This is a genomic window from Streptomyces sp. NPDC107454 (genome assembly GCF_055582885.1).
Genome location: NZ_JBVJPA010000001.1, coordinates 615658 through 635615 on the forward strand (window position 1 = coordinate 615658; position 19958 = coordinate 635615).

At 69.7% G+C, this 19958-nt stretch carries 19 protein-coding genes; 8 read left to right on the forward strand and 11 right to left on the reverse strand.

Features of this window, described 5'->3' with window-relative positions; genetic code table 11:
* Positions 1-20: 20 nt before the first annotated feature.
* From ACZ69M_RS02690 to fasR, 4 genes are all read right to left on the reverse strand, one after another.
* Positions 21-269 carry an acyl carrier protein gene (locus ACZ69M_RS02690; RefSeq protein WP_028800941.1) on the reverse strand — a complete coding sequence of 83 codons (249 nt, stop codon included), beginning with the start codon at positions 267-269 and terminating at the stop codon, positions 21-23.
* Positions 270-346: 77 nt separating this feature from the next.
* Positions 347-1378, reverse strand: coding sequence for a ketoacyl-ACP synthase III (locus ACZ69M_RS02695; protein ID WP_054231010.1), 1032 nt, complete (start codon positions 1376-1378; stop codon positions 347-349).
* A gap of 14 nt (positions 1379-1392) precedes the next feature.
* Positions 1393-2319, reverse strand: a complete 927-nt coding sequence (locus tag ACZ69M_RS02700; RefSeq protein ID WP_470046092.1) for an ACP S-malonyltransferase — start codon at positions 2317-2319, stop codon at positions 1393-1395.
* 89 nt (positions 2320-2408) lie between these two features.
* Entirely contained in the window at positions 2409-3614 is a 1206-nt protein-coding gene (gene fasR / locus ACZ69M_RS02705; protein ID WP_168491093.1) for a fatty acid biosynthesis transcriptional regulator FasR, read from the reverse strand.
* 129 nt (positions 3615-3743) lie between these two features.
* Here fasR and ACZ69M_RS02710 point away from each other — a divergent pair, with 129 nt between their 5' ends.
* Positions 3744-4406, forward strand: coding sequence for a pirin family protein (locus ACZ69M_RS02710; protein ID WP_470046373.1), 663 nt, complete (start codon positions 3744-3746; stop codon positions 4404-4406).
* Positions 4407-4465: 59 nt separating this feature from the next.
* On the opposite strand, the gene ACZ69M_RS02715 is transcribed toward ACZ69M_RS02710, so the two are convergent.
* Together ACZ69M_RS02715 and ACZ69M_RS02720 are read right to left on the reverse strand one after the other, a co-directional pair.
* Positions 4466-5290, reverse strand: a complete 825-nt coding sequence (locus tag ACZ69M_RS02715; RefSeq protein WP_470046093.1) for a serine hydrolase domain-containing protein — start codon at positions 5288-5290, stop codon at positions 4466-4468.
* 19 nt (positions 5291-5309) lie between these two features.
* Positions 5310-5795, reverse strand: coding sequence for a GNAT family N-acetyltransferase (locus ACZ69M_RS02720; RefSeq protein ID WP_470046094.1), 486 nt, complete (start codon positions 5793-5795; stop codon positions 5310-5312).
* Between the two features lie 132 nt (positions 5796-5927).
* Between ACZ69M_RS02720 and ACZ69M_RS02725 the strand changes: the two genes are divergently transcribed.
* Both ACZ69M_RS02725 and ACZ69M_RS02730 read left to right on the forward strand, forming a co-directional pair.
* Positions 5928-6416, forward strand: a complete 489-nt coding sequence (locus ACZ69M_RS02725; RefSeq protein WP_470046095.1) for a MerR family transcriptional regulator — start codon at positions 5928-5930, stop codon at positions 6414-6416.
* A complete protein-coding gene (locus ACZ69M_RS02730; RefSeq protein WP_470046096.1) occupies positions 6413-7429 on the forward strand; it encodes an aldo/keto reductase in 1017 nt (338 codons plus the stop codon). Before ACZ69M_RS02725 ends, ACZ69M_RS02730 begins: the two co-directional genes overlap by 4 nt.
* A gap of 95 nt (positions 7430-7524) precedes the next feature.
* On the opposite strand, the gene ACZ69M_RS02735 is transcribed toward ACZ69M_RS02730, so the two are convergent.
* The 3 genes from ACZ69M_RS02735 to ACZ69M_RS02745 all read right to left on the reverse strand — a co-directional run bounded on the left by ACZ69M_RS02735 (position 7525) and on the right by ACZ69M_RS02745 (position 10505).
* Complete coding sequence (locus tag ACZ69M_RS02735; protein ID WP_470046097.1) at positions 7525-8373, reverse strand: DUF4429 domain-containing protein; 849 nt, start codon at positions 8371-8373, stop codon at positions 7525-7527.
* Positions 8374-8439: 66 nt separating this feature from the next.
* Positions 8440-9657: an alpha/beta hydrolase gene (locus tag ACZ69M_RS02740; protein WP_470046098.1), complete on the reverse strand. Its 1218-nt coding sequence runs from the start codon at positions 9655-9657 to the stop codon at positions 8440-8442.
* A gap of 191 nt (positions 9658-9848) precedes the next feature.
* Positions 9849-10505, reverse strand: coding sequence for a TetR family transcriptional regulator (locus ACZ69M_RS02745; RefSeq protein ID WP_470046099.1), 657 nt, complete (start codon positions 10503-10505; stop codon positions 9849-9851).
* Positions 10506-10618: 113 nt separating this feature from the next.
* Between ACZ69M_RS02745 and ACZ69M_RS02750 the strand changes: the two genes are divergently transcribed.
* Complete coding sequence (locus tag ACZ69M_RS02750) at positions 10619-12241, forward strand: MFS transporter (RefSeq protein WP_470046100.1); 1623 nt, start codon at positions 10619-10621, stop codon at positions 12239-12241.
* Positions 12242-12509: 268 nt separating this feature from the next.
* On the opposite strand, the gene ACZ69M_RS02755 is transcribed toward ACZ69M_RS02750, so the two are convergent.
* Positions 12510-13277, reverse strand: a complete 768-nt coding sequence (locus ACZ69M_RS02755) for a potassium channel family protein (RefSeq protein WP_470046101.1) — start codon at positions 13275-13277, stop codon at positions 12510-12512.
* A 111-nt stretch (positions 13278-13388) separates the two neighbouring features.
* The gene (gene aceE, locus ACZ69M_RS02760) at positions 13389-16136 is read right to left on the reverse strand and encodes a pyruvate dehydrogenase (acetyl-transferring), homodimeric type (RefSeq protein ID WP_470046102.1); all 2748 of its coding nucleotides are present in this window, start codon (positions 16134-16136) and stop codon (positions 13389-13391) included.
* 469 nt (positions 16137-16605) lie between these two features.
* Here aceE and ACZ69M_RS02765 point away from each other — a divergent pair, with 469 nt between their 5' ends.
* The 4 genes from ACZ69M_RS02765 to ACZ69M_RS02780 all read left to right on the forward strand — a co-directional run bounded on the left by ACZ69M_RS02765 (position 16606) and on the right by ACZ69M_RS02780 (position 19898).
* The gene (locus tag ACZ69M_RS02765; protein ID WP_054231000.1) at positions 16606-17034 is read left to right on the forward strand and encodes a DUF3052 domain-containing protein; all 429 of its coding nucleotides are present in this window, start codon (positions 16606-16608) and stop codon (positions 17032-17034) included.
* Positions 17035-17954: 920 nt separating this feature from the next.
* The gene (locus ACZ69M_RS02770) at positions 17955-18413 is read left to right on the forward strand and encodes a peroxiredoxin (protein ID WP_067369436.1); all 459 of its coding nucleotides are present in this window, start codon (positions 17955-17957) and stop codon (positions 18411-18413) included.
* A gap of 129 nt (positions 18414-18542) precedes the next feature.
* Entirely contained in the window at positions 18543-19118 is a 576-nt protein-coding gene (locus tag ACZ69M_RS02775; RefSeq protein WP_054230998.1) for a TerD family protein, read from the forward strand.
* Between the two features lie 204 nt (positions 19119-19322).
* A complete protein-coding gene (locus tag ACZ69M_RS02780) occupies positions 19323-19898 on the forward strand; it encodes a TerD family protein (protein WP_054230997.1) in 576 nt (191 codons plus the stop codon).
* Positions 19899-19958: the final 60 nt, after the last annotated feature.

Consider the following 19958-nt stretch of genomic DNA (forward strand, 5'->3'; position numbering starts at 1 on the left):
AACCGGGCCCGATCGCTGGATCAGGCCTGGTGCTTGAGGATGTAGTCGGTCGCGTCGCCGACGGTCTTGAGGTTCTTGACGTCGTCGTCCGGGATCTTGACGTCGAAGCGCTCTTCGGCGGCGACGACGACCTCGACCATGGACAGCGAGTCGACGTCCAGGTCGTCGGTGAAGGACTTGTCCAGCTGGACGTCCTCGGTGGGGATCCCGGCGATCTCGTTCACGATCTCGGCGAGACCTTCGACGATCTCTTCCTGAGTGGCGGCCATGTCAGGCGCTCCTTCGGTGTGTATCCAGAGAGGGTTGGCGGTAGTCCGTACGGACCGGATGATCCGGCACGGAGTGCCTAGGGGAGGGTAACGACCGTCGCGGCGTACACGAGACCCGCCCCGAAGCCGATGACGAGCGCGGTGTCGCCGCTCTTCGCCTCGCCGGTCGCCAGAAGCCGCTCCATCGCGAGCGGGATCGAGGCGGCCGAGGTGTTGCCGGTGGTGCGTACGTCACGCGCGACCGTGACGTGCTGCGGCAGTTTCAACGTCTTCACCATCGAGTCGATGATCCGCTCGTTGGCCTGGTGGGGAATGAAGACGTCCAGGTCGTCCGCGGTGATTCCGGCCGCGTCCAGCGCCTGCTGAGCGACCTTCGCCATCTCGAACACGGCCCAGCGGAACACCGCCTGGCCCTCCTGCGTGATCGCAGGGAACTTGATCTCGCCCTTGGAGTCGAGCGGAAGCTCCGACACGTCGCCGATGCGGAAACGGTCCCACGGCACGGTCTGCTTGATGGTGCCGGCCTTGTCGCCCTCGCTGCCCCACACGGTCGGGCCGATGTGCGGCTCCTCGGAGGGGCCCACGACGACCGCGCCCGCGCCGTCACCGAACAGGAAGGCCGTCGCACGGTCCTCCAGGTCGGTCAGGTCGGACAGCCGCTCCACGCCGATGACGAGGACGTACTCCGCCGAACCCTCGACGATCATGCCCTTGGCGAGCGTGAGGCCGTAGCCGAAGCCCGCGCAGCCGGCCGAGATGTCGAAGGCGGCGGCCTTCTGCGTGCCGAGCTTGTCGGCGATCTCCGTCGCGACGGCCGGAGTCTGGCTGAAGTGCGAGACGGTCGAGACGACCACGGCGCCGATCTGGTCGGCGTTGATCCCGGCGTCGGCGATGGCCTTGCCGGACGCCTCGATCGACATCGCGGCGACGGTCTCCTCGTCGGAGGCCCAGTGCCGGGTCTCGATGCCGGAGCGCGAGCGGATCCACTCGTCGGAGGAGTCGATCGTCTCGAGGATCACCTCGTTCGGCACGACCCGGACGGGACGGTAGCCGCCCACACCCAGGATCCGCGCGTACGGGGCGCCCTTGCTGGGCCTGATCTTCGACATGCTCTGTCGGCTCCTTAGGCGGAGGCGTGCTCGGCGATGAGCTCGCGAGCCGCGTCGAGGTCGTCGGGGGTCTTCAGCGCCAGGGTCTTCACACCCGGCAGCGCGCGCTTGGCGAGCCCGGTCAGGGTGCCGCCCGGGCAGACCTCGATCAGCGCGGTCGCGCCGAGCTCCTGGAAGGTCTCCATGCACAGGTCCCAGCGGACCGGGTTCGCGACCTGGCCGACCAGTCGCTGCACGACCTCGGCGCCGGTCGTGACGGCCTTGCCGTCCTTGTTCGAGACGTACGCGATCTTCGGGTCCACGGGGCTCAGGGCCTCGGCGGCTCGTGCCAGCGTCTCGACCGCGGGTGCCATGTGGTGCGTGTGGAACGCGCCGGCGACCTTCAGGGCCACCACGCGGCGGACGCCCTCGGGCTTGTCCGCCTCCAGGGCGGCCAGCTGCTCCAGCGTGCCGGCGGCCACGATCTGGCCCCCGCCGTTCACGTTCGCCGGGGTCAGGCCGAGCTTCTCCAGGTGCGGGACCGTGGTCTCGGGGTCCCCGCCGAGCAGCGCCGACATACCGGTCTCGGTGATCGTGGCGGCCTCGGCCATCGCCAGGCCCCGGGTGCGCACGAGCTTCAGCGCGGCCGTGGCGTCGAGCACGCCCGCGAACACGGCGGCGGTGATCTCACCGACGCTGTGACCGGCGACTGCACCGGGGCCGAGTTCGGCGACGTCACCGAGCGCGGCGGCGGAGAGGAGAGCGGCGGCGACCAGGAGCGGCTGCGCGACAGCCGTGTCCCGGATCTCGTCCGCGTCTGCCTGCGTGCCGTAGCGGGCAAGGTCGAGCCCGATGGCGTCCGACCACGCGGCGAGGCGGTCGGCGGCACCGGGGAGATCGAGCCAAGGGGTCAGGAAGCCAGGCGTCTGAGCGCCCTGGCCGGGAGCGACGAGTACGAGCACTCTCACACTCTCTCTTGTGGACGGCCACGGCCGCCCGTGGGGACAGGGACGAAGAACACGAAGGGGAATTGTAGAGCCCCGACAAAAGCCTAGGCTTGAGGATCCCCATCGGCCAGACGCCCCAGGATCAGCGCGATCCGCAGTGTGAACGCGGATCGTACATCCGAAGGCGACCAACCGGTGACGTCAGTCACACGTCGGAGCCGGTAGCGCACGGTGTTGGGGTGAACGAAGAGCATCCGGGCCGCGCCTTCGAGACTGCTCGCCTGTTCCAGATAGACACTGAGCGTTTCCAGCAGCGCCGAGCCGGCTTCTTCCAGCGGTCTGTAGATCTCCTCCACCAGTTGCTCGCGGGCCGAGGGGTCCGAGGCGATCGCGCGCTCCGGCAGCAGATCGTCCGCCAGAACCGGGCGCGGGGCGTCCTGCCAGGCGAAACACGCCTTCAGTCCGGCGGCGGCGGCCTGCGCGGAGCGGGTCGCGGCGAGCAGATCGGGCACGATCGGACCCGCGACGACGGGCCCGGCGGCATACGGCCCGATCAACGACTTCGCGACCCCGAGCGGATTGTCGTTGCCCCCCGCGATGACCACGAGCCGGTCCCCGAGCACACCGGTGAGCACCTGCAGCTTGGCGTGCCGGGCGGCCCGCCGGATCGCCTCGACCGTCAGTTCGCTGTCACCGTCGGGCGCCGTACCCAGCACCACGCAGACATGTTCGGGCGAGTTCCACCCGAGGGCGGCGGCCCGGCTGACGGCACCCTCGTCGGCCTCGCCGGAGAGCACGGCGTTCACGACGAGCGATTCGAGGCGGGCGTCCCAGGCGCCCCGGGCCTCGGCGGCCTGCGCGTACACCTGGGCGGTGGCGAAGGCGATCTCCCGGGCGTACACGAGCAGCGCCTCGCGCAGTACGGACTCGTCGCCCGGGGCGGCGACCTCGTCGATCGCGCTCTCCATGACCTCGATGGTCGTCCGCACCATCTCCACGGTCTGCCGCAGGGTGATCGCCCTGGTCAGCTCGCGTGGCGCGGTCCCGAACACATCGGTGGAGATGGCCTGCGGGGCGTTCGGGTGCCGGAACCACTCGGTGAAGGCCGCGATACCGGCCTGAGCGACGAGCCCGATCCAGGAGCGGTTCTCCGGTGGCATGGCCCGGTACCACGGCAGCGTCTCGTCCATCCGCGCGATGGCCTGGGCGGCGAGACTGCCGGAGGACTTCTCCAGCCGCTTCAGGGTCGCGGAGTGCGCGTGGATGTCGTGCGCTGGGCGCTCGGTGTTGCTGGATTCGGGTTCGGGCACGGGACAAGACTGCCTTATCAGGACGGAGGCGTGCGGCGGCGGGTCGCGAGAAGGCGGGGGGAGGGCCTGGGGCGGGGCTACGGTGTCCGTTGTGACGGACGTACGGCGACGACGGCGGAACGAGCGGATCTGATGGACGTACGGCGCGCGGACGAGCGCTACCAGGGAGGTGACCCGGACGCCGGGATCACCTCCTTCCACGCCTTCTCCTTCGGACCGCACTACGACCCCGACAACCTCCGCTTCGGTGCGGTGATCGCCTGCAACGAGGAGTGGCTCGCGCCCGGCGCCGGTTTCGACGAGCACCCGCACAGCCACACCGAGATCGTCACGTGGGTGGTGGAGGGGGAGCTGACCCATCGCGACTCGGCGGGCCACGAGTCGGTGGTCCGCCCCGGAGACGTCCAGCGCCTCAGCTCCGCGGGCGGCGTCCGCCACGTGGAGCGCAACGACGGCCCGGTCCCCGTCGTCTTCGTCCAGATGTGGCTGGCCCCGCTGTCACCCGGCGGCGAACCGTCCTACGAAGTCGTCCACGGCATCGCCGACTCCACGCCGTACGCCGTCCCCGAGGCCGGGGCGATGCTTCATGTGCGGCGGCTGGCGGCGGGGGAGCGGACGGCGGTGCCGGACGCCGGGTTCGTGTACGTCCATGTCGTCCGCGGCGAAGTGCTCCTGGACGGCGAGGAGTTGGGCCCCGGCGACGCGGCCCGCATCACCGACTCCAAGGACCTGGAAGTGGTGGCGGGCGCTCCGGCGGAGCTGCTCCTGTGGGAGATGACCCCCGCCCCGTGAGGGGCACGGGGAACCGCGCGACCAGCCCATGCCCGCAGACGATGAAAAAATCGGTGGGATCAGCCTCGTAGGGCTGTCAGGACGCCGTCCGTGAACGGCGTCCACGCTTCCGCCGCCCAGGGGCCGAACGCGCGGTCCGTGAGGGCGACGCACGCCGCGCCCGCCACCGGGTCGATCCACAGGAACGTACCGGACTGCCCGAAGTGACCGAAGGTCCGCGGGGAGGAGGAAACCCCCGTCCAGTGGGGGGACTTGGAGTCGCGGATCTCGAAGCCGAGCCCCCAGTCGTTGGGGTTCTGGTGGCCGTACCCGGGCAGCACCCCCTTCGTGCCGGGGTACTGGACGGTCATGGCCTCCAGGACCGTACGCGGATCGAGCAGCCGCGGCGCCTGGACCTCGGCCGCGAAACGCACCAGGTCCGCCACCGTCGACACCCCGTCCCGCGCGGGCGAGCCGTCCAGCGACGTCCTCGTCATCCCCAGCGGCGCCAGCACCGCCTGCCGCAGATACTCCCCGAAGGGGATGTCGGTCGCCTTGGAGACATGGTCCCCGAGGACCTCGAACCCGGCGTTGGAGTACAACCGCCGCTCCCCGGGCGCGCCCGTCACCCGGTGCTCGTCGAAGGCGAGCCCGGAGGTGTGCGCCAGGAGATGACGAACCGTCGACCCGGCCGGCCCGGCAGGCTCGTCGAGTTCGATCGCCCCCTCCTCGTACGCGACGAGCGCGGCGTACGCGGCCAGCGGCTTGGTGACCGAGGCGAGGGCGAAACGCTGGTCGACGGGACCGTGCGACCCGAGCACCGCCCCGTCCGCGCGGACGACGGCCGCGGCCGCCGTGGGAACGGGCCAGTTATCGATCGACGCCAGGCTGTTCTGCAAAGACATGCCTACGAGCCTAAGCGGCTCACAGCTGCAGTCGCATCGACGGGTCGGGCTTGCGGACGAATCCGAGCGAGGCGTACAGCGGCTCGGCCGCGGCGGACGCGTTGAGGTCGACCTGGCGGACGCCGCGTTCGCGGAACCAGTCGAGGAGCGTCTCCATGCACGCCCGCGCGTACCCCCGCCGCCGCGCGTCCGGGTCGGTCGCGACGCTGAAGACGTGCCCGACCGCGCCGTGCGGATTGCCCGCGCGCCCGATCCGGTACTCGACCGTCCCCGCGACGAGCGCCGCGAGAGCGCCGGGCCGGTCGGGGCGGTCCGGGTGGTCCACGACGAAGGCCACGAAGTCCCCGTCGGGGTCGGCGAGCCTGCCGCGTACGGTCGGGAGGGACTGGGCGTGCCACTCGGTGGACGAGGGTCCGGCGGAGGCGAAGACCGAGTCGATCATCACCTGGCGCAGTCGCAGCACTTCCTCGGCGTCCTCGGGCACGGCACGGCGTACGAGACTCATGATCCGTACGGTAGTCAGGGTGCCCCGCGCACGTCTCCGTATTTCCGGCGGGCGTCCGTCGGACGGTGCCGGTCGGGTTCTCACCCGAATCCGCTTGCTTCGAGTGCACTCGAAGGTTTTAGCGTGGAGGTCATGACGGTGATGGAGACCACGGCCGAGGCCGCCGAGACCGGCACCAGTACGCGTACCGGGGACTGCGCCGCCCCGCCCCACCGGCACCGGCGCCCGGACGGCCGGGACAACTACACGATCAGCGAGGTCGTCGCCTTCACCGGCCTCACCGCGCACACCCTGCGCTGGTACGAGCGGATCGGGCTGATGCCGCACATCGACCGCTCGCACACCGGCCAGCGCCGCTACAGCAACCGCGACCTGGACTGGCTCGACCTCGTCGGCAAGCTCCGGCTGACCGGTATGCCGGTCGCCGACATGGTCCGGTACGCGGAGCTGGTGCGCGAGGGGGACGACACCTACATCGCGCGCTTCGAGCTCCTGGAGGCGACCCGCCGCGACGTCAAGGCGCGGATCGCCGAGCTCCAGGACACCCTGGCGGTTCTCGACCACAAGATCAGTTTCTACGCGGACGCCGGGCGTGCCCTGGCGTCGGAGAGGTCCCGATGACGGACGGCAAGATCGCAAAGGTGGAACTGGGCACCGGCGGCCCCGAGGTCGGCGTACAGGGCCTCGGCTGCATGGCCATGACCGCCGCGTACGGGCCCACGGACGCCGACGAGGCGCGGGCCACCCTGGAACGGGCGCTGGAACTCGGCGTCACGCTCTTCGACACGGCCGACGTGTACGGCCTGGGGGAGAACGAGAGGTTCATCTCGTCCTTCGTCAAGGCGCACCGCGACGAAGTCGTCCTCGCCACGAAGTTCGGCATCTTCCGTGATCCCGCCGAGCCGGCGAAGCGGGCCATCCGCAACGACGCGGCATACATACGCCGGGCCGTCGAGGGGAGCCTGCGGCGGCTGGACGTCGAGGTGATCGACCTCTACTACATGCACCGCCGTGACGTGAACATCCCCATCGAGGAGACCGTCGGCACGATGGCCGAGCTGGTGCGCGAGGGCAAGGTCAAGCACCTCGGGCTGAGCGAGGTCACCGGCGGGGAGCTGCGCGCCGCGCACGCCGTGCACCCGATCGCGGCGGTGCAGTCGGAGTGGTCGCTGTTCAGCCGGGACATCGAGGCGGGCGTGGTGCCGGCGGTCCGTGAGCTGGGCGTCGCTCTGGTGCCGTACTCGCCGCTCGGGCGCGGTTTCCTCACCGGTTCGTTCGTCAACGCCGACCAGGAACTGACCTCGGACGACTTCCGCCGTACGATGCCGCGTTTCACCGGCGACAACGCGGCCGCCAACGCCGCGCTGCTGGAGCCGGTGCGTGCGGTCGCCGAGGCGCGCGGGGCGTCGCCGGGGCAGATCGCGCTGGCCTGGGTGCAGCAGCAGGCGTCGTTGCTCGGGTTGCCGGTGGTGCCGATTCCGGGCACGCGCAGGCGCTCGCGGGTCGAGGAGAACACGGCGGCGACGCGGATCGTCCTGACGCAGGACGAGTGGGCGGTGCTGGAGCCGATCGCCTCGAAGGTGGCCGGCGAGCGGTACGCGGACATGTCCTTCTCGTCGGCGGGGCGGGAGTAGGAGCAGGTCGTTCGTCGACCGCGGGTCGTGGGGGCTGGTCGCGCGGTTCCCCGCGCCCCTGAAAGAGGGCCTGCGGCCCCTTTCACGGGCGCGCCCTACAGCTCGGCCAGCAGTTCCGCCTTCTTCGTCGTGAACTCCTCGTCCGTGACCAGACCCGCCTGGTGGAGTTCGCCGAGGTGGCGGATGCGGTCGGCGATGTCGGCCGGGTCGCGGCGGGGAGCCGCGGTCACCGCGGTGGGACCCGAGGCCCGTACGGCCGCGAGGACCGAGGCGGCGAAGGGGAGGGACTCGTGGACGGGGCCGTAACCGAGGCCGAAGACGACAGCCGCCGGGTCCTGGTCCGCCTGGGCGGGCTGCGCGGTGGCGGGCTCGCGCCGCAGGAGCCGCAGATGGCCCTCGAAGACCTCGGGGGAGCGCCACTCGACCCCGCTGAGGCCGGTGACCGGGAAGCTCTGGTCGCCGGCCTTCCACTTGGCGGAGGACGCGCCCGTCCAGAACCAGCGGAAGGACACCGCCCTGCCGTCGAAGGAGGCCTTCCCGTCGTACGCCTTGAAGTGGAGCGGCGCCTCGGGCGGCGCGACGAGGTAGCGCTCGGGCGGTTCGGCGTCCTCGGTGAGCGCGGCGCGCAGTTCGTCCGCGTAGTACTCGGCGAGGGTCTCCCGGTCGGCCGGCAGCACCAGCCGATAGGGGTCGCCCCCTTCCTTCAGCTGTCCCGCGGCCGCCTCCATCAGCGGATCCGCGCCCGCTCGCGGCACGGCGTGCAGGACGACCGTTCCGCGCTTGCCCGGCGTCAGTGTGACCCCCGCTATCGCCTCCAGGGGGATACGCCGTTCGCCGAGCGTCTGGAACAGCTTCGGCGTACGGATCCCCCGTTCGAAGCGGATGAGCACGGAGTCGGACTCGAACTCCCAGGCGGCATGAAATCCGGCCAGTACATCACCCATGCGGGCCATCGTAAGCGGCTCGCACGTCTGCGTCGCCTCCCTGGGCGAACCGCAGTTTTTCGTCCTCTACGCGCGTCCCGCCGCCGGGGCGCCGGACAAACCCTCTCGGCACGCGTCATCCTCGTGTGCGCACTGCACCGCCTGGTACGCGCCAATGCCGATCTCGGCGAAGTTGCGCAGGCTCTCGGTGCCCGGCGTGAAATAGCCTGCGTGGCCGTTCGCGCCCCGCGCGGACAGCACCCGGGCTCCGAACGCCTTCGACACCGGGTCGGCGCCGTGTCCGAGCCCGCCGAATTCGAGGTAGGGCACGTCCTGGATCCAGTCGCCGGAGTCCCGCATCGCCCAGACCCGGGCGGTGGTGTGCAGCGAGGACGCCTTCTGGGCCCGCATGCCGGGGCTGCCGGCGACCGCTATGTCGGAGACCCGGGAGGGCATGGTGCGGGCGGCGAGGCCGCACAGCACGGAGCCGTAGCTGTGGCAGTAGAGCGCGACGGGCGCACCGCCGGGCAGGGCGCGCAGCAGCGCGTTCAGCCGGATCGCGCCCTCCTCGGCGCGGCTGCCGGTGGCGGCGTCCATGCCGAGTCCGCTGGGCGTGGTGTAGTCGGCCCAGGCGATCACGGCCGTACGGGCCTGGGGGGCGGCGGCGTGCTCGGCCCCGTAGAGGGCCTGCGCCATGCCGACCGGCGCCGAGTACTTCTTGTTGGTGCGCTGGAACGTGAGCAGATCGGTGTCGACGCCCGGCACCACGATGGAGATCCGCTCGGCCCGGTCGAGGTTTCCGAAGACCTCGGCGACCCGGCCCGAACCCATGGGGTCGAAGGCGAGGAAGTCGCGCCCCTTCTGCAGCATCGCCTCGTAGCGGTGCATACGGCGCCCGGCCTGCTGCTGTCCCAGGGACGAGAGCCGGTTGTCGTGCATGCGCTTCTTCTCGACCTCGCGCTGCTGGTCGAGGGCGACGCGGTTGGCCTCGTAGCGCAGGGTCACGGGCGCGCCGTTCATGTTGCCCACCGCGAGCGGATAGCGGTGGGCGAGACGGCTGCGCTCGTGGACGTCGAGGGACGCGAAGAAGCGGGCGAGGCGGCTCGGCGTGGTGTCCGGGTCAGGCAGTCGCTGTCCGGCGACGCTGCCGTGCTCCCACGCGGAGCGGGACGCCTGGAGAGGGGTTGCCCCTCGATGGCCCTGGAGTGCGGTCCAGCCACTGGTGGCCAGCATCACGAACACCACGGCCAGCGCGAGCAGTGCGCGCCAGACGTTCAGTTGGGGGGATGAGTCGAAGGAAGTCACTGAGAGGACACCCTAGGAGAAGGTTGGCGCCTCCCGTTAAACGAGTGACTGGTATCACGTTTCTCGCAGGGTAATTGGGGCAAACCGGGTTCAGTTTCAGATAAATAGTGACGCTGGGTGCCCGGAGTTGATCGTTCCGTGCGTCGATCCAGACCTCATTCCGCACGCCGTTGCGTGCGTCACTCCGTACGTCACTCCGTGCGCCACTTCTCCGCCAACGCGGGCCCCACCTGGTCGAGGTAAGCGGTGGTCAGCTCGCGGATCGCCGGGACGCTGTGGTCGGCCCCCTCGCTCCACAGACGGCCCGTGATCCGTATCACTCCGCCGAACACGGCCACCGCGACGCGCGGTCTCGGGTCCGCGTCCACGTCGAGTCCCTCGCGCTCGGCGATGACCCGCGCGATCTCCTCCTCCAGCTCCGCCGAGCGGCGCAGATACGCGGCGAGGAGGGCGGGAGTCGACTCGATCAACTGGTAGGCGCGCATGTGCAGTTCGAGCGGCACGACGGACTCGATCGACTCGCCGATGGTGTCCCAGCCCTCCAGGACGGCGCGGCGCAGCGCCTCCAACGGGGCTTCCTGGGGCGGGCGTTCGCGCACGGCGGCGAGGAAGCGCGCCTCCGCGACCCCCTGGGTGAACAGGGCGACCTCCTCCTTGCCCGCGAAGTACCGGAAGAAGGTGCGCTGCGAGACGTCGACGGCCTCGGCGATCTCGTCGACGGTCGTCCGCTCGTAACCCTGAGTGGTGAACAGTTCGAGGGCGGCCCGCAGGAGCGCCTCGCGGGTGCGCTGCTTCTTGCGCTCGCGCAGACCCGCCCGAGGTGACGTCTGAGCGGCTGTCGTCTCCATGAGGTCCTCTTCTGTTCTTTCAGCCCAGCTCAGCGTACGGGTGGGTGACGTGACAGTTACCGACTTGTGAATTGGTTTGTCAACTGTCAGTGGCTGTCACTAGCCTCGAAGGTATGACTAGTCAGACCACCATCGACACGACGGGTTCGGGGGACAAGGCTCCGGTCACTCCGTCGGACAAGGCGCCGTCCGACGGACTGCGCGGCCATCCGTGGTTCACCCTGTTCACCGTTGCCGTCGGCGTCATGATGGTCGCCCTGGACGGCACCATCGTGGCCATCGCCAACCCGGCCATCCAGAAGGACCTGGACGCGAGCTTCGCCGACGTCCAGTGGATCACCAACGGCTACTTCCTCGCGCTCGCGGTCACCCTGATCACCGCGGGCAAGCTCGGTGACCGCTTCGGCCACCGGCAGACCTTCCTCATAGGCGTGGTCGGTTTCGCCGCGGCCTCCGGCGCGATCGGCTTCTCCAGCAGCATCGCCCTGGTCGTCACCTTCCGCGTCTTCCAGGGCCTGTTCGGCGCGCTGCTGATGCCGGCCGCGCTCGGCCTGCTGCGGGCCACCTTCCCCGCCGAGAAGCTGAACATGGCGATCGGCATCTGGGGCATGGTCATCGGCGCCTCCACCGCGGGTGGCCCGATCCTCGGCGGTCTGCTGGTCCAGCACGTCAGCTGGCAGTCGGTGTTCTTCATCAACGTGCCGGTGGGCGTCATCGCGCTGGTCCTCGGCCTGGTGATCCTCCTCGACCACCGCGCCGAGAACGCCCCCCGCTCCTTCGACGTCCTGGGCATCGCGCTGCTCTCCGGCGCCATGTTCTGCCTGGTCTGGGCGCTCATCAAGGCCCCGGCCTGGGGCTGGGGCGACGGTCTGACCTGGGCGTTCCTGGGTGCCTCGGTGCTCGGCTTCGTGCTCTTCGCCCTGTGGGAGAAGCGGGTCGAGGAGCCGCTGATCCCGCTGGGGCTGTTCCGCTCCGTACCGCTGTCGGCCGGTGTGGTCCTCATGGTGCTGATGGCCATCGCCTTCCTGGGTGGCCTTTTCTTCGTCACGTTCTACTTGCAGAACGTGCACGGCATGAGCCCGGTCGACGCCGGTCTGCACCTCCTCCCGCTCACCGGAATGATGATCGTGGGCTCACCGCTGGCCGGCGCCCTGATCACCAAGACGGGCCCGCGCATCCCGCTGGCGGGCGGCATGGCCCTCACCGCGATCTCCATGTACGGCATGTCCACGCTGGACACGGGCACCAGCGGCGCCGTCATGTCGCTCTGGTTCGCCGGTCTCGGTCTCGGCCTCGCGCCGGTCATGGTCGGTGCCACCGAGGTCATCGTGGGCAACGCGCCGATGGAGCTCTCCGGTGTGGCCGGCGGCCTCCAGCAGGCCGCGATGCAGATCGGCGGCAGCCTCGGTACGGCCGTGCTGGGCGCCGTGATGGCCTCCAAGGTCGACGGCGACCTCGCGGGCAACTGGGCCGACGCCAAGCTGCCGCCGCTCACCCCGGCCCAGCTCGACCAGGCCTCCGAGGCCGTCCAGGTCGGCGCGGCACCGGTCGCCCCGGGCACTCCGGCCGCACTCGCCGAGAAGATCACGACCGTCGCCCACGACACGTTCATCTCCGGCATGAGCCTGGCCTGCCTGGTCGCCGCCGGGGTCGCCGTCGTGGCGGTCTTCGTCGCGCTCCTCACCAAGCGGGGCGACAACGCCGAGGCGGCGGGGGCGGGCGCAGGCCATATCTGAGTCCGCGCGTCTGACCAGCCCTGTTTTGCGCAGGTTTCACCTATCCGGGTGACAGCGCTGAAGATCCCTCCCACCCGGCAGCCGTCGCACGTCACAGTGGGTCAACTCCTCCGCACGACATGGGAGGACCACCGGAACTGCGGCGCGCTGCCGGAGGGGGGCAGCGCGCCCGCAGTCCGAAGGGGGCGGGAGCGCCCCAAAGGGGCGCGGGGAACTGCGCGCCCAGCCCCCGCTCACCCGCACCCGCACCCGAAGAACAGCCCCCCCGCTAGCGCGAACGCTCCTCCGCACCCCCCGGCACCGGGTGCCGAACCCCACCAGCCAGCGCAGCCACCTCCGCACGGAGTGCCCGCACTTCCTCCGTGAGCGACTCGATCGCCGCCGTCTGCCGTCGCTCCTCCACGTCGTCCTTCTCGAACCGCGAGATGAACCACGCGGCGATGTTCGCGGTCACGACACCGAGCAGCGCGATCCCGGAGAGCATCAGCCCGACCGCGATCATCCGCCCGAGACCGGTGGTCGGCGCGTGATCCCCGTACCCCACCGTCGTCATCGTGGTGAACGACCACCACACGGCGTCACCCAGCGTCTTGATGTTCCCGTTCGGCGACTCCCGCTCCACCGACAGCACCGCGAGCGAGCCGAACATCAGCAGTCCGACGACCGCGCCCCCGACGTAGGTCGTCAGCCGGATCTGCTGGTCCATCCGGGCCCGCCGCCCGACCAGCGTGAGCGTCGCGACGAGCCGCAGCAGCCGCAGCGGCTGGAGAATCGGCAGGATCACCGCGCACAGGTCCATCCAGTGCGTACGGACGAAGTCCCTGCGGTCCCGGACGAGTATGAGGCGCACGAGATAGTCGGCGGCGAACGCGCCCCACACCGTCCACTCCACGGCCGTGCACGCGCCCGTCAGGCCACGGCTCGCGTCGCTGTCCACGATCGGCACGGCGTAGGCGACGGCGAAGGCCACCGCGAGTCCCAGCAGGGGCCGCTGCGTGCGCTGCTCCCAACGGACCTGCACCGATTGCTCGTTCATGTCCGCATCGTAGGTGCACACAGCACACGCAAGAGGCGCGGGAAACCGGCTGGCCGGCTCCCCGCGCCTCTATGGCCCGTCGTCTGTCTCTCCGGCGCTCGCGCGGAGCGCCTACGCGTCGCCGCCCGCGGCTCCCGGGTCGGCCGATGCCACGTCGAGCAGCTGATAGCGGTCGATCGCCTGCTTCAGCACCGACCGGTCGACCTTGCCCTCACGGGCCAGTTCGGTCAGCACCGCGACCACGATCGACTGCGCGTCGATGTGGAAGAAGCGCCGGGCCGCGCCGCGCGTGTCCGCGAAGCCGAAGCCGTCCGCGCCCAGCGACTGGTACGTGCCCGGCACCCACCGCGAGATCTGGTCCGGAACCGATCGCATCCAGTCGGAGACGGCCACGAACGGACCCTCGGCACCGCTCAGCTTCTGCGTCACGTACGGGACGCGCTGCTCCTCCTCGGGGTGCAGCAGATTGTGCCGCTCCACCTCGACGGCCTCGCGCCGCAGCTCGTTCCAGGAGGTCGCCGACCAGACGTCGGCGCGCACGTTCCACTCCTCGGCGAGGATCCGCTGCGCCTCGACCGCCCACGGCACGGCGACACCGGACGCCAGGATCTGCGCCGGGACGGAACCCGAAGTTCCCTCCGCGTAGCGGTGGATGCCCTTGAGGATGCCGTCCACGTCGACGTCCGCGGGCTCTGCCGGGTGCTGGATCGGCTCGTTGTAGACGGTGAGGTAGTAGAAGACGTCCTCGCCGTGCGGGTGTTCGTCGGACGAGCCGTACATCCGGCGCAGACCGTCCTTGACGATGTGCGCGATCTCGAACCCGAACGCCGGGTCGTACGCGACACAGCCCGGGTTGGTCGAGGCGAGCAGCTGCGAGTGGCCGTCCGCGTGCTGAAGGCCCTCACCGGTCAGAGTCGTACGCCCGGCGGTCGCACCCAGAACGAAACCGCGCGCCAACTGGTCGGCCATCTGCCAGAACTGGTCACCGGTGCGCTGGAAACCGAACATCGAGTAGAAGACGTAGACCGGGATCAGCGGCTCGCCGTGCGTGGCGTACGCCGAACCCGCGGCGATCAGCGAGGCCGTGCAGCCCGCCTCGGAGATGCCGTCGTGCAGCATCTGACCGGTCGGCGACTCCTTGTAGGCCAGGAGCAGATCGCGGTCCACGGATTCGTACTGCTGACCGAGCGGGTTGTAGATCTTCGCGCTCGGGAAGAACGAGTCCATGCCGAACGTGCGGTACTCGTCCGGCGCGATCAGCACGAACCGCTTGCCGATCTCCTTGTCCCGCATGAGGTCCTTCAGCAGTCGCACGAACGCCATGGTCGTGGCGATCGACTGCTGACCGGAGCCCTTCTTCACACTCGCGTACGCCTTGTCGTCCGGCAGGGCCAGCGGCTTCGACCGGACGACGCGCGTGGGGACGTATCCGCCGAGTCCCTTGCGGCGGTCGTGCATGTACTGGATCTCTTCCGAGTTCCGGCCCGGGTGGTAGTACGGCGGCGCGCCGGACTCCAGCTCCTTGTCGGAGATCGGCAGGTGCAGACGGTCCCGGAAGCCCTTGAGGTCGGCGACCGTCAGCTTCTTCATCTGGTGCGTGGCGTTGCGGCCCTCGAAGTTCGGGCCGAGCGTCCAGCCCTTGACCGTCTGCGCCAGGATCACCGTCGGCTGGCCCTTGTGCGCCTTAGCCGCCGAGAACGCCGCGAAGATCTTCTTGTGGTCGTGACCGCCGCGCCCCAGGTGCAGGATCTGGTCGTCGGTCATGTTCTCGACCATCGCCCGCAGCCGGTGGTCGTCACCGAAGAAGTGCCGGCGGATGTAGTCGCCCGTCTCGGTGGCGTACGTCTGGAACTGGCCGTCCGGGGTGGTGTTCAGCTTGTTGACCAGCACGCCGTCGCGGTCCTGCGCGAGCAGCGGGTCCCAGGTGCGGTCCCAGACCAGCTTGATGACGTTCCAGCCGGCGCCCCGGAACTGGGACTCCAGCTCCTGGATGATCTTTCCGTTGCCGCGTACCGGGCCGTCGAGGCGCTGGAGGTTGCAGTTGACGACGAAGGTCAGGTTGTCCAGGCCCTCTCGAGCGGCGATGGACAGCTGTCCGAGCGATTCCGGCTCGTCCATCTCGCCGTCCCCGAGGAACGCCCAGACGTGTGACTTGGAGGTGTCCGCGATGCCGCGCGCCTCCATGTAGCGGTTCATCCGCGCCTGGAAGATCGCGCCGAGCGGACCAAGGCCCATGGAGACGGTCGGGAACTCCCAGAAGCCCGGCATGAGGCGGGGGTGCGGGTACGACGACAGACCGTACGGAGCCTTCGACTTCTCCTGCCGGAACGCGTCGAGCTGCTGCTCGGAGAGCCGGTCGAGGAGGAACGCGCGGGCGTAGATACCGGGGGAGGCGTGCCCCTGGAAGAAGACCTGGTCGCCGCCGTCGCCCTCGTCCTTGCCACGGAAGAAGTGGTTGAAGCCGACGTCGTAGAGCGAGGCGGAGGAGGCGAAGGTGGCGATGTGACCGCCGACGCCGATGCCGGGACGCTGGGCGCGCGAGACCATCACGGCGGCGTTCCAGCGGGTGGCGTTGAGGACCTTGCGCTCGATCTCCTCGTTGCCGGGGAAGAAGGGCTCGTTCTTGGTGGCGATCGTGTTGACGTAGTCCGTGCTGCGCATCTCGGGCACGGCCACGCGCTTCTCGCGGGCCCTTTCGATCAGCCGCAGCATCAGATAGCGGGCGCGCTCACGGCCGCGCTCGTCGACGGCGGCGTCGAGGGAGTCGAGCCACTCCTGGGTCTCTTCGGGGTCGAAGTCCGGGACCTGACTGGGAAGGCCGCCAATGATGATCGGATTGCGATCGGATCCGGAAGCCACGCTGTTCCTTCACTGTCAGAGGGGCGTGTGAGGGCTGCCCGAGGGGTTGTCTGGGGGGCTGTCTGGGGCGATTTTTCGGTCTGTCTGCACCGTTCCCCATCGTGTACCTCGGGAACGGAATCGTCATCTCTACCGAGAGGTAACCAGCACATTCCTGCAGTTCGTTGGGACGTGCCCGACCAAAACGCAACGATACGCTCACTCCGTGACGCGTTCCGCAAAGTCGTTCGGGTCTCGTACGCTCCAAGGGTTCCGAAATTCGCAAATGGGGCAGAAGGGTGTGGTGTGCGTCACTTGTGGCCTTGAATCCGCGCCTGAGGTTGCGCCGACACCGCCGGGATCGTCACCGTTTCGGCGGTCTCGACGGCCGGGTACTTGCGCGATCCGCCCCGCCCGTGTGGACTACGGCCAATGCTTCGCGTACGCGCGTGGCTGAGACATCTACCGAAACATGATCAGGAGGCAAGCCGTGAGCGCGACCGCGGACCACGCGGAGGAGCGGACCAACCCGGCCGGCAGGCTGGGGTTCGAGCCCGGACAGGTGGTCCAGGAGATCGGCTTCGACGACGACGTTGACCACGAGCTCCGTGAAGGTATCGAATCGTTGATCGGCCAGGACCTGGTCGACGAGGACTACGACGACGTCGCTGACGTCGTGTTGCTGTGGTTCCGCGACGAGGACGGCGACCTTACGGACGCTCTGGTGGACGCCATCGGTCTCCTTGAGGACGGCGGCATGATCTGGCTGCTGACCCCGAAGACCGGCCGGGACGGCTACGTCGAGCCCAGCGACATCAGTGACGCCGCCCAGACTGCCGGCCTCTCCCAGACGAAGAGCATCTCGGTCGGGAAGGAGTGGTCGGGCACGCGTCTGGCCACGCCCAAGTCGAAGCGCTGAGCTCTCGCTCCGTCTGCCGCACCAAACCACCCAAGAGGCCCCCGTCGGCGTCCCGCCGTCGGGGGCCTCCCCCATGCCCCGGCCGCCCCACGCGGCCCCCGAGGACTCCACGACCGGTCCTGCGCCGCACCCCCGGTCCCGGCCCCCGACCCAGCCCGCCACCCACCCGAACGGCGGCAGCCCCCACGATCCGTTGCGCCCCGGGCGAGCGCCGCGTCGGGATGGCGAGGGGCGCGGTGGGCCCCGTGCCGGGGCAACGGGGGGCCAGATCGAGCAGTGCCTGCGTGGCGCTCGCCCCTCCGTGGGGCGGCGCGCCCGCATGGCGGAGTGGTCCGGTTCGGGCCGCGCCCGCTGGGCGCGGTTGACCGGGTGGGACTGTCCGCGTGGCGGCGCCGTCCCATCCAGATGGCGGCAGTCCTCACCGGTCGATGCGCCCGGGGTGAGCGCCGCGTCGGGATGGCGAGGGGCGCGGTGGGCCCCGTGCCGGGGCAACGGGGGGCCAGGTCGAGCAGTGCCTGCGTGGCGCCGCCCCTCCGTGGGGCGGCGCGCCCGCATGGCGGAGTGGTCCGGTTCGGGCCGCGCCCGCTGGGCGCGCTTGACCGGGTGGGACTGTCCGCGTGGCGGCGCCGTCCCATCCAGATGGCGGCAGTCCTCACCGGTCGATGCGCCCGGGGCGAGCGCCGCGTCGGGATGGCGAGGGGCGCGGTGGGCCCCGTGCCTGCGTGGTGGGGTTGGCCGGGGCGGGGCGCTCGCGGGTGGGGGTGTCGGTGTGAGGGCCGTCGGTGTTGTTGGTGCGGCGTGCGGAACGGGCTCGGGCGCGTCGGTGCGAGGTGCGTGGGCGGGGTGTGGCCGGTGGGGTGGGGGGTGCTGCGTAGGGTGGGGTTCACCCGAACAGGCCCTTGGAAGGGGAGCGTGTGACTATGGCGATCGAGGTCGGCACCGAGGCACCGGACTTCGAGCTCAAGGACAACCACGGCGCCACCGTGAAGCTGTCCGACTTCCGCGGTGAGAAGAACGTGGTGCTGCTCTTCTACCCGTTCGCCTTCACCGGCGTGTGCACCGGCGAGCTGTGTGCCCTGCGCGACGAACTGCCGAAGTTCGTCAACGACGACGTCCAGCTGCTGGCCGTCTCCAACGACTCCATCCACACCCTGCGCGTCTTCGGCGAGCAGGAGGGCCTGGAATACCCGCTGCTCTCCGATTTCTGGCCGCATGGCAACACTTCGCGCGCGTACGGCGTCTTCGACGAGGACAAGGGTTGTGCCGTGCGCGGCACCTTCATCATCGACAAGGCGGGCGTCGTCCGCTGGACCGTCGTCAACGGTCTGCCGGACGCGCGTGACCTGAACGAGTACGTGAAGGCGCTCGACACTCTGTGACCCCGACACCCTGTGATTGTTCGGTCGCAGGGCCTGCAGGGTCCGGGAACCCGTCACTAGGATCGACACGTTGATCCGATACCAACGCACGACGGGGCTCCCCGCCCCTGGACACCATTGGGAGGACTCGTGGGAGTCAGCCTCAGCAAGGGCGGCAACGTATCGCTGACCAAGGAGGCCCCGGGACTGACCGCGGTCATCGTCGGTCTGGGATGGGACGCCCGAACCACCACCGGCGTCGACTTCGACCTCGACGCCAGCGCCATCCTCACGAACGCGGACGGCAAGGTGAGCACCGACCAGAACTTCGTGTTCTTCAACAACCTGAAGAGCCCGGACGGTTCGGTCGAGCACACCGGGGACAACATCACCGGTGAGGGTGAGGGCGACGACGAGCAGATCAAGGTCAACCTCGCCGCCGTGCCCGCCGACGTCCAGAAGATCGTGTTCCCGGTCTCCATCTACGACGCCGAGAACCGCCAGCAGTCCTTCGGCCAGGTCCGCAACGCGTTCATCCGCGTGGTGAACCAGGCCGGCGAGGCGGAGATCGCGCGCTACGACCTCTCCGAGGACGCCTCGACGGAGACCGCCATGGTCTTCGGCGAGCTGTACCGCAACGGCCCGGAGTGGAAGTTCCGCGCCATCGGCCAGGGCTACGCCTCGGGCCTGCGCGGCATCGCGCAGGACTTCGGCGTCAACGTCTGACACGACCGTCGGACGGACCCGCGTCGGACGCGAACATCTGATCTGAACGTTTGACGCGACCGTCCGACGTGAACGTCTGAGCCGTACGGCCTTCGGCTCCAAGCCCGGCGCCGCACGCTTCCTGTGCGGCGCCGGACCCGCTGTACCACCGCGCGCAGGCCGCGCGGTACAACTCAGAGTTTGACCTCGGGGAGGACCAGCATCATGGGCGTCACGCTCGCCAAGGGAGGCAATGTCTCCCTCTCCAAGGCCGCACCCAACCTCACGCACGTGATGATCGGGCTCGGCTGGGACGCGCGCTCCACCACCGGAGCCGACTTCGACCTCGACGCCAGCGCCCTGCTGTGCAATTCCGGCCGGGTGCTCGGCGACGAGTGGTTCATCTTCTACAACCAGCTCAAGAGCCCGGACGGCTCCGTGGAGCACACCGGTGACAACCTCACGGGTGAGGGCGAGGGCGACGACGAGTCGATCCTGATCGACCTCTCCAAGGTGCCGGCCAACGTCGACAAGATCGTGTTCCCGGTCTCCATCCACGACGCCGACAACCGCGGTCAGACCTTCGGCCAGGTCAGCAACGCGTTCATCCGCGTGGTCAACCAGGCCGACGGTCAGGAGCTCGCGCGCTACGACCTCTCCGAGGACGCCTCGACGGAAACGGCGATGATCTTCGGCGAGGTCTACCGCTACAACCAGGAGTGGAAGTTCCGGGCGGTCGGACAGGGGTACGCGTCCGGTCTGCGCGGCATCGCGCTCGACTTCGGAGTCAATGTTTCCTAGGGCCCGCCCGAGTCAGCCGAAGGGGCGGCCCTCTAGACTTCGTGGTCAATAGTAGGTAAA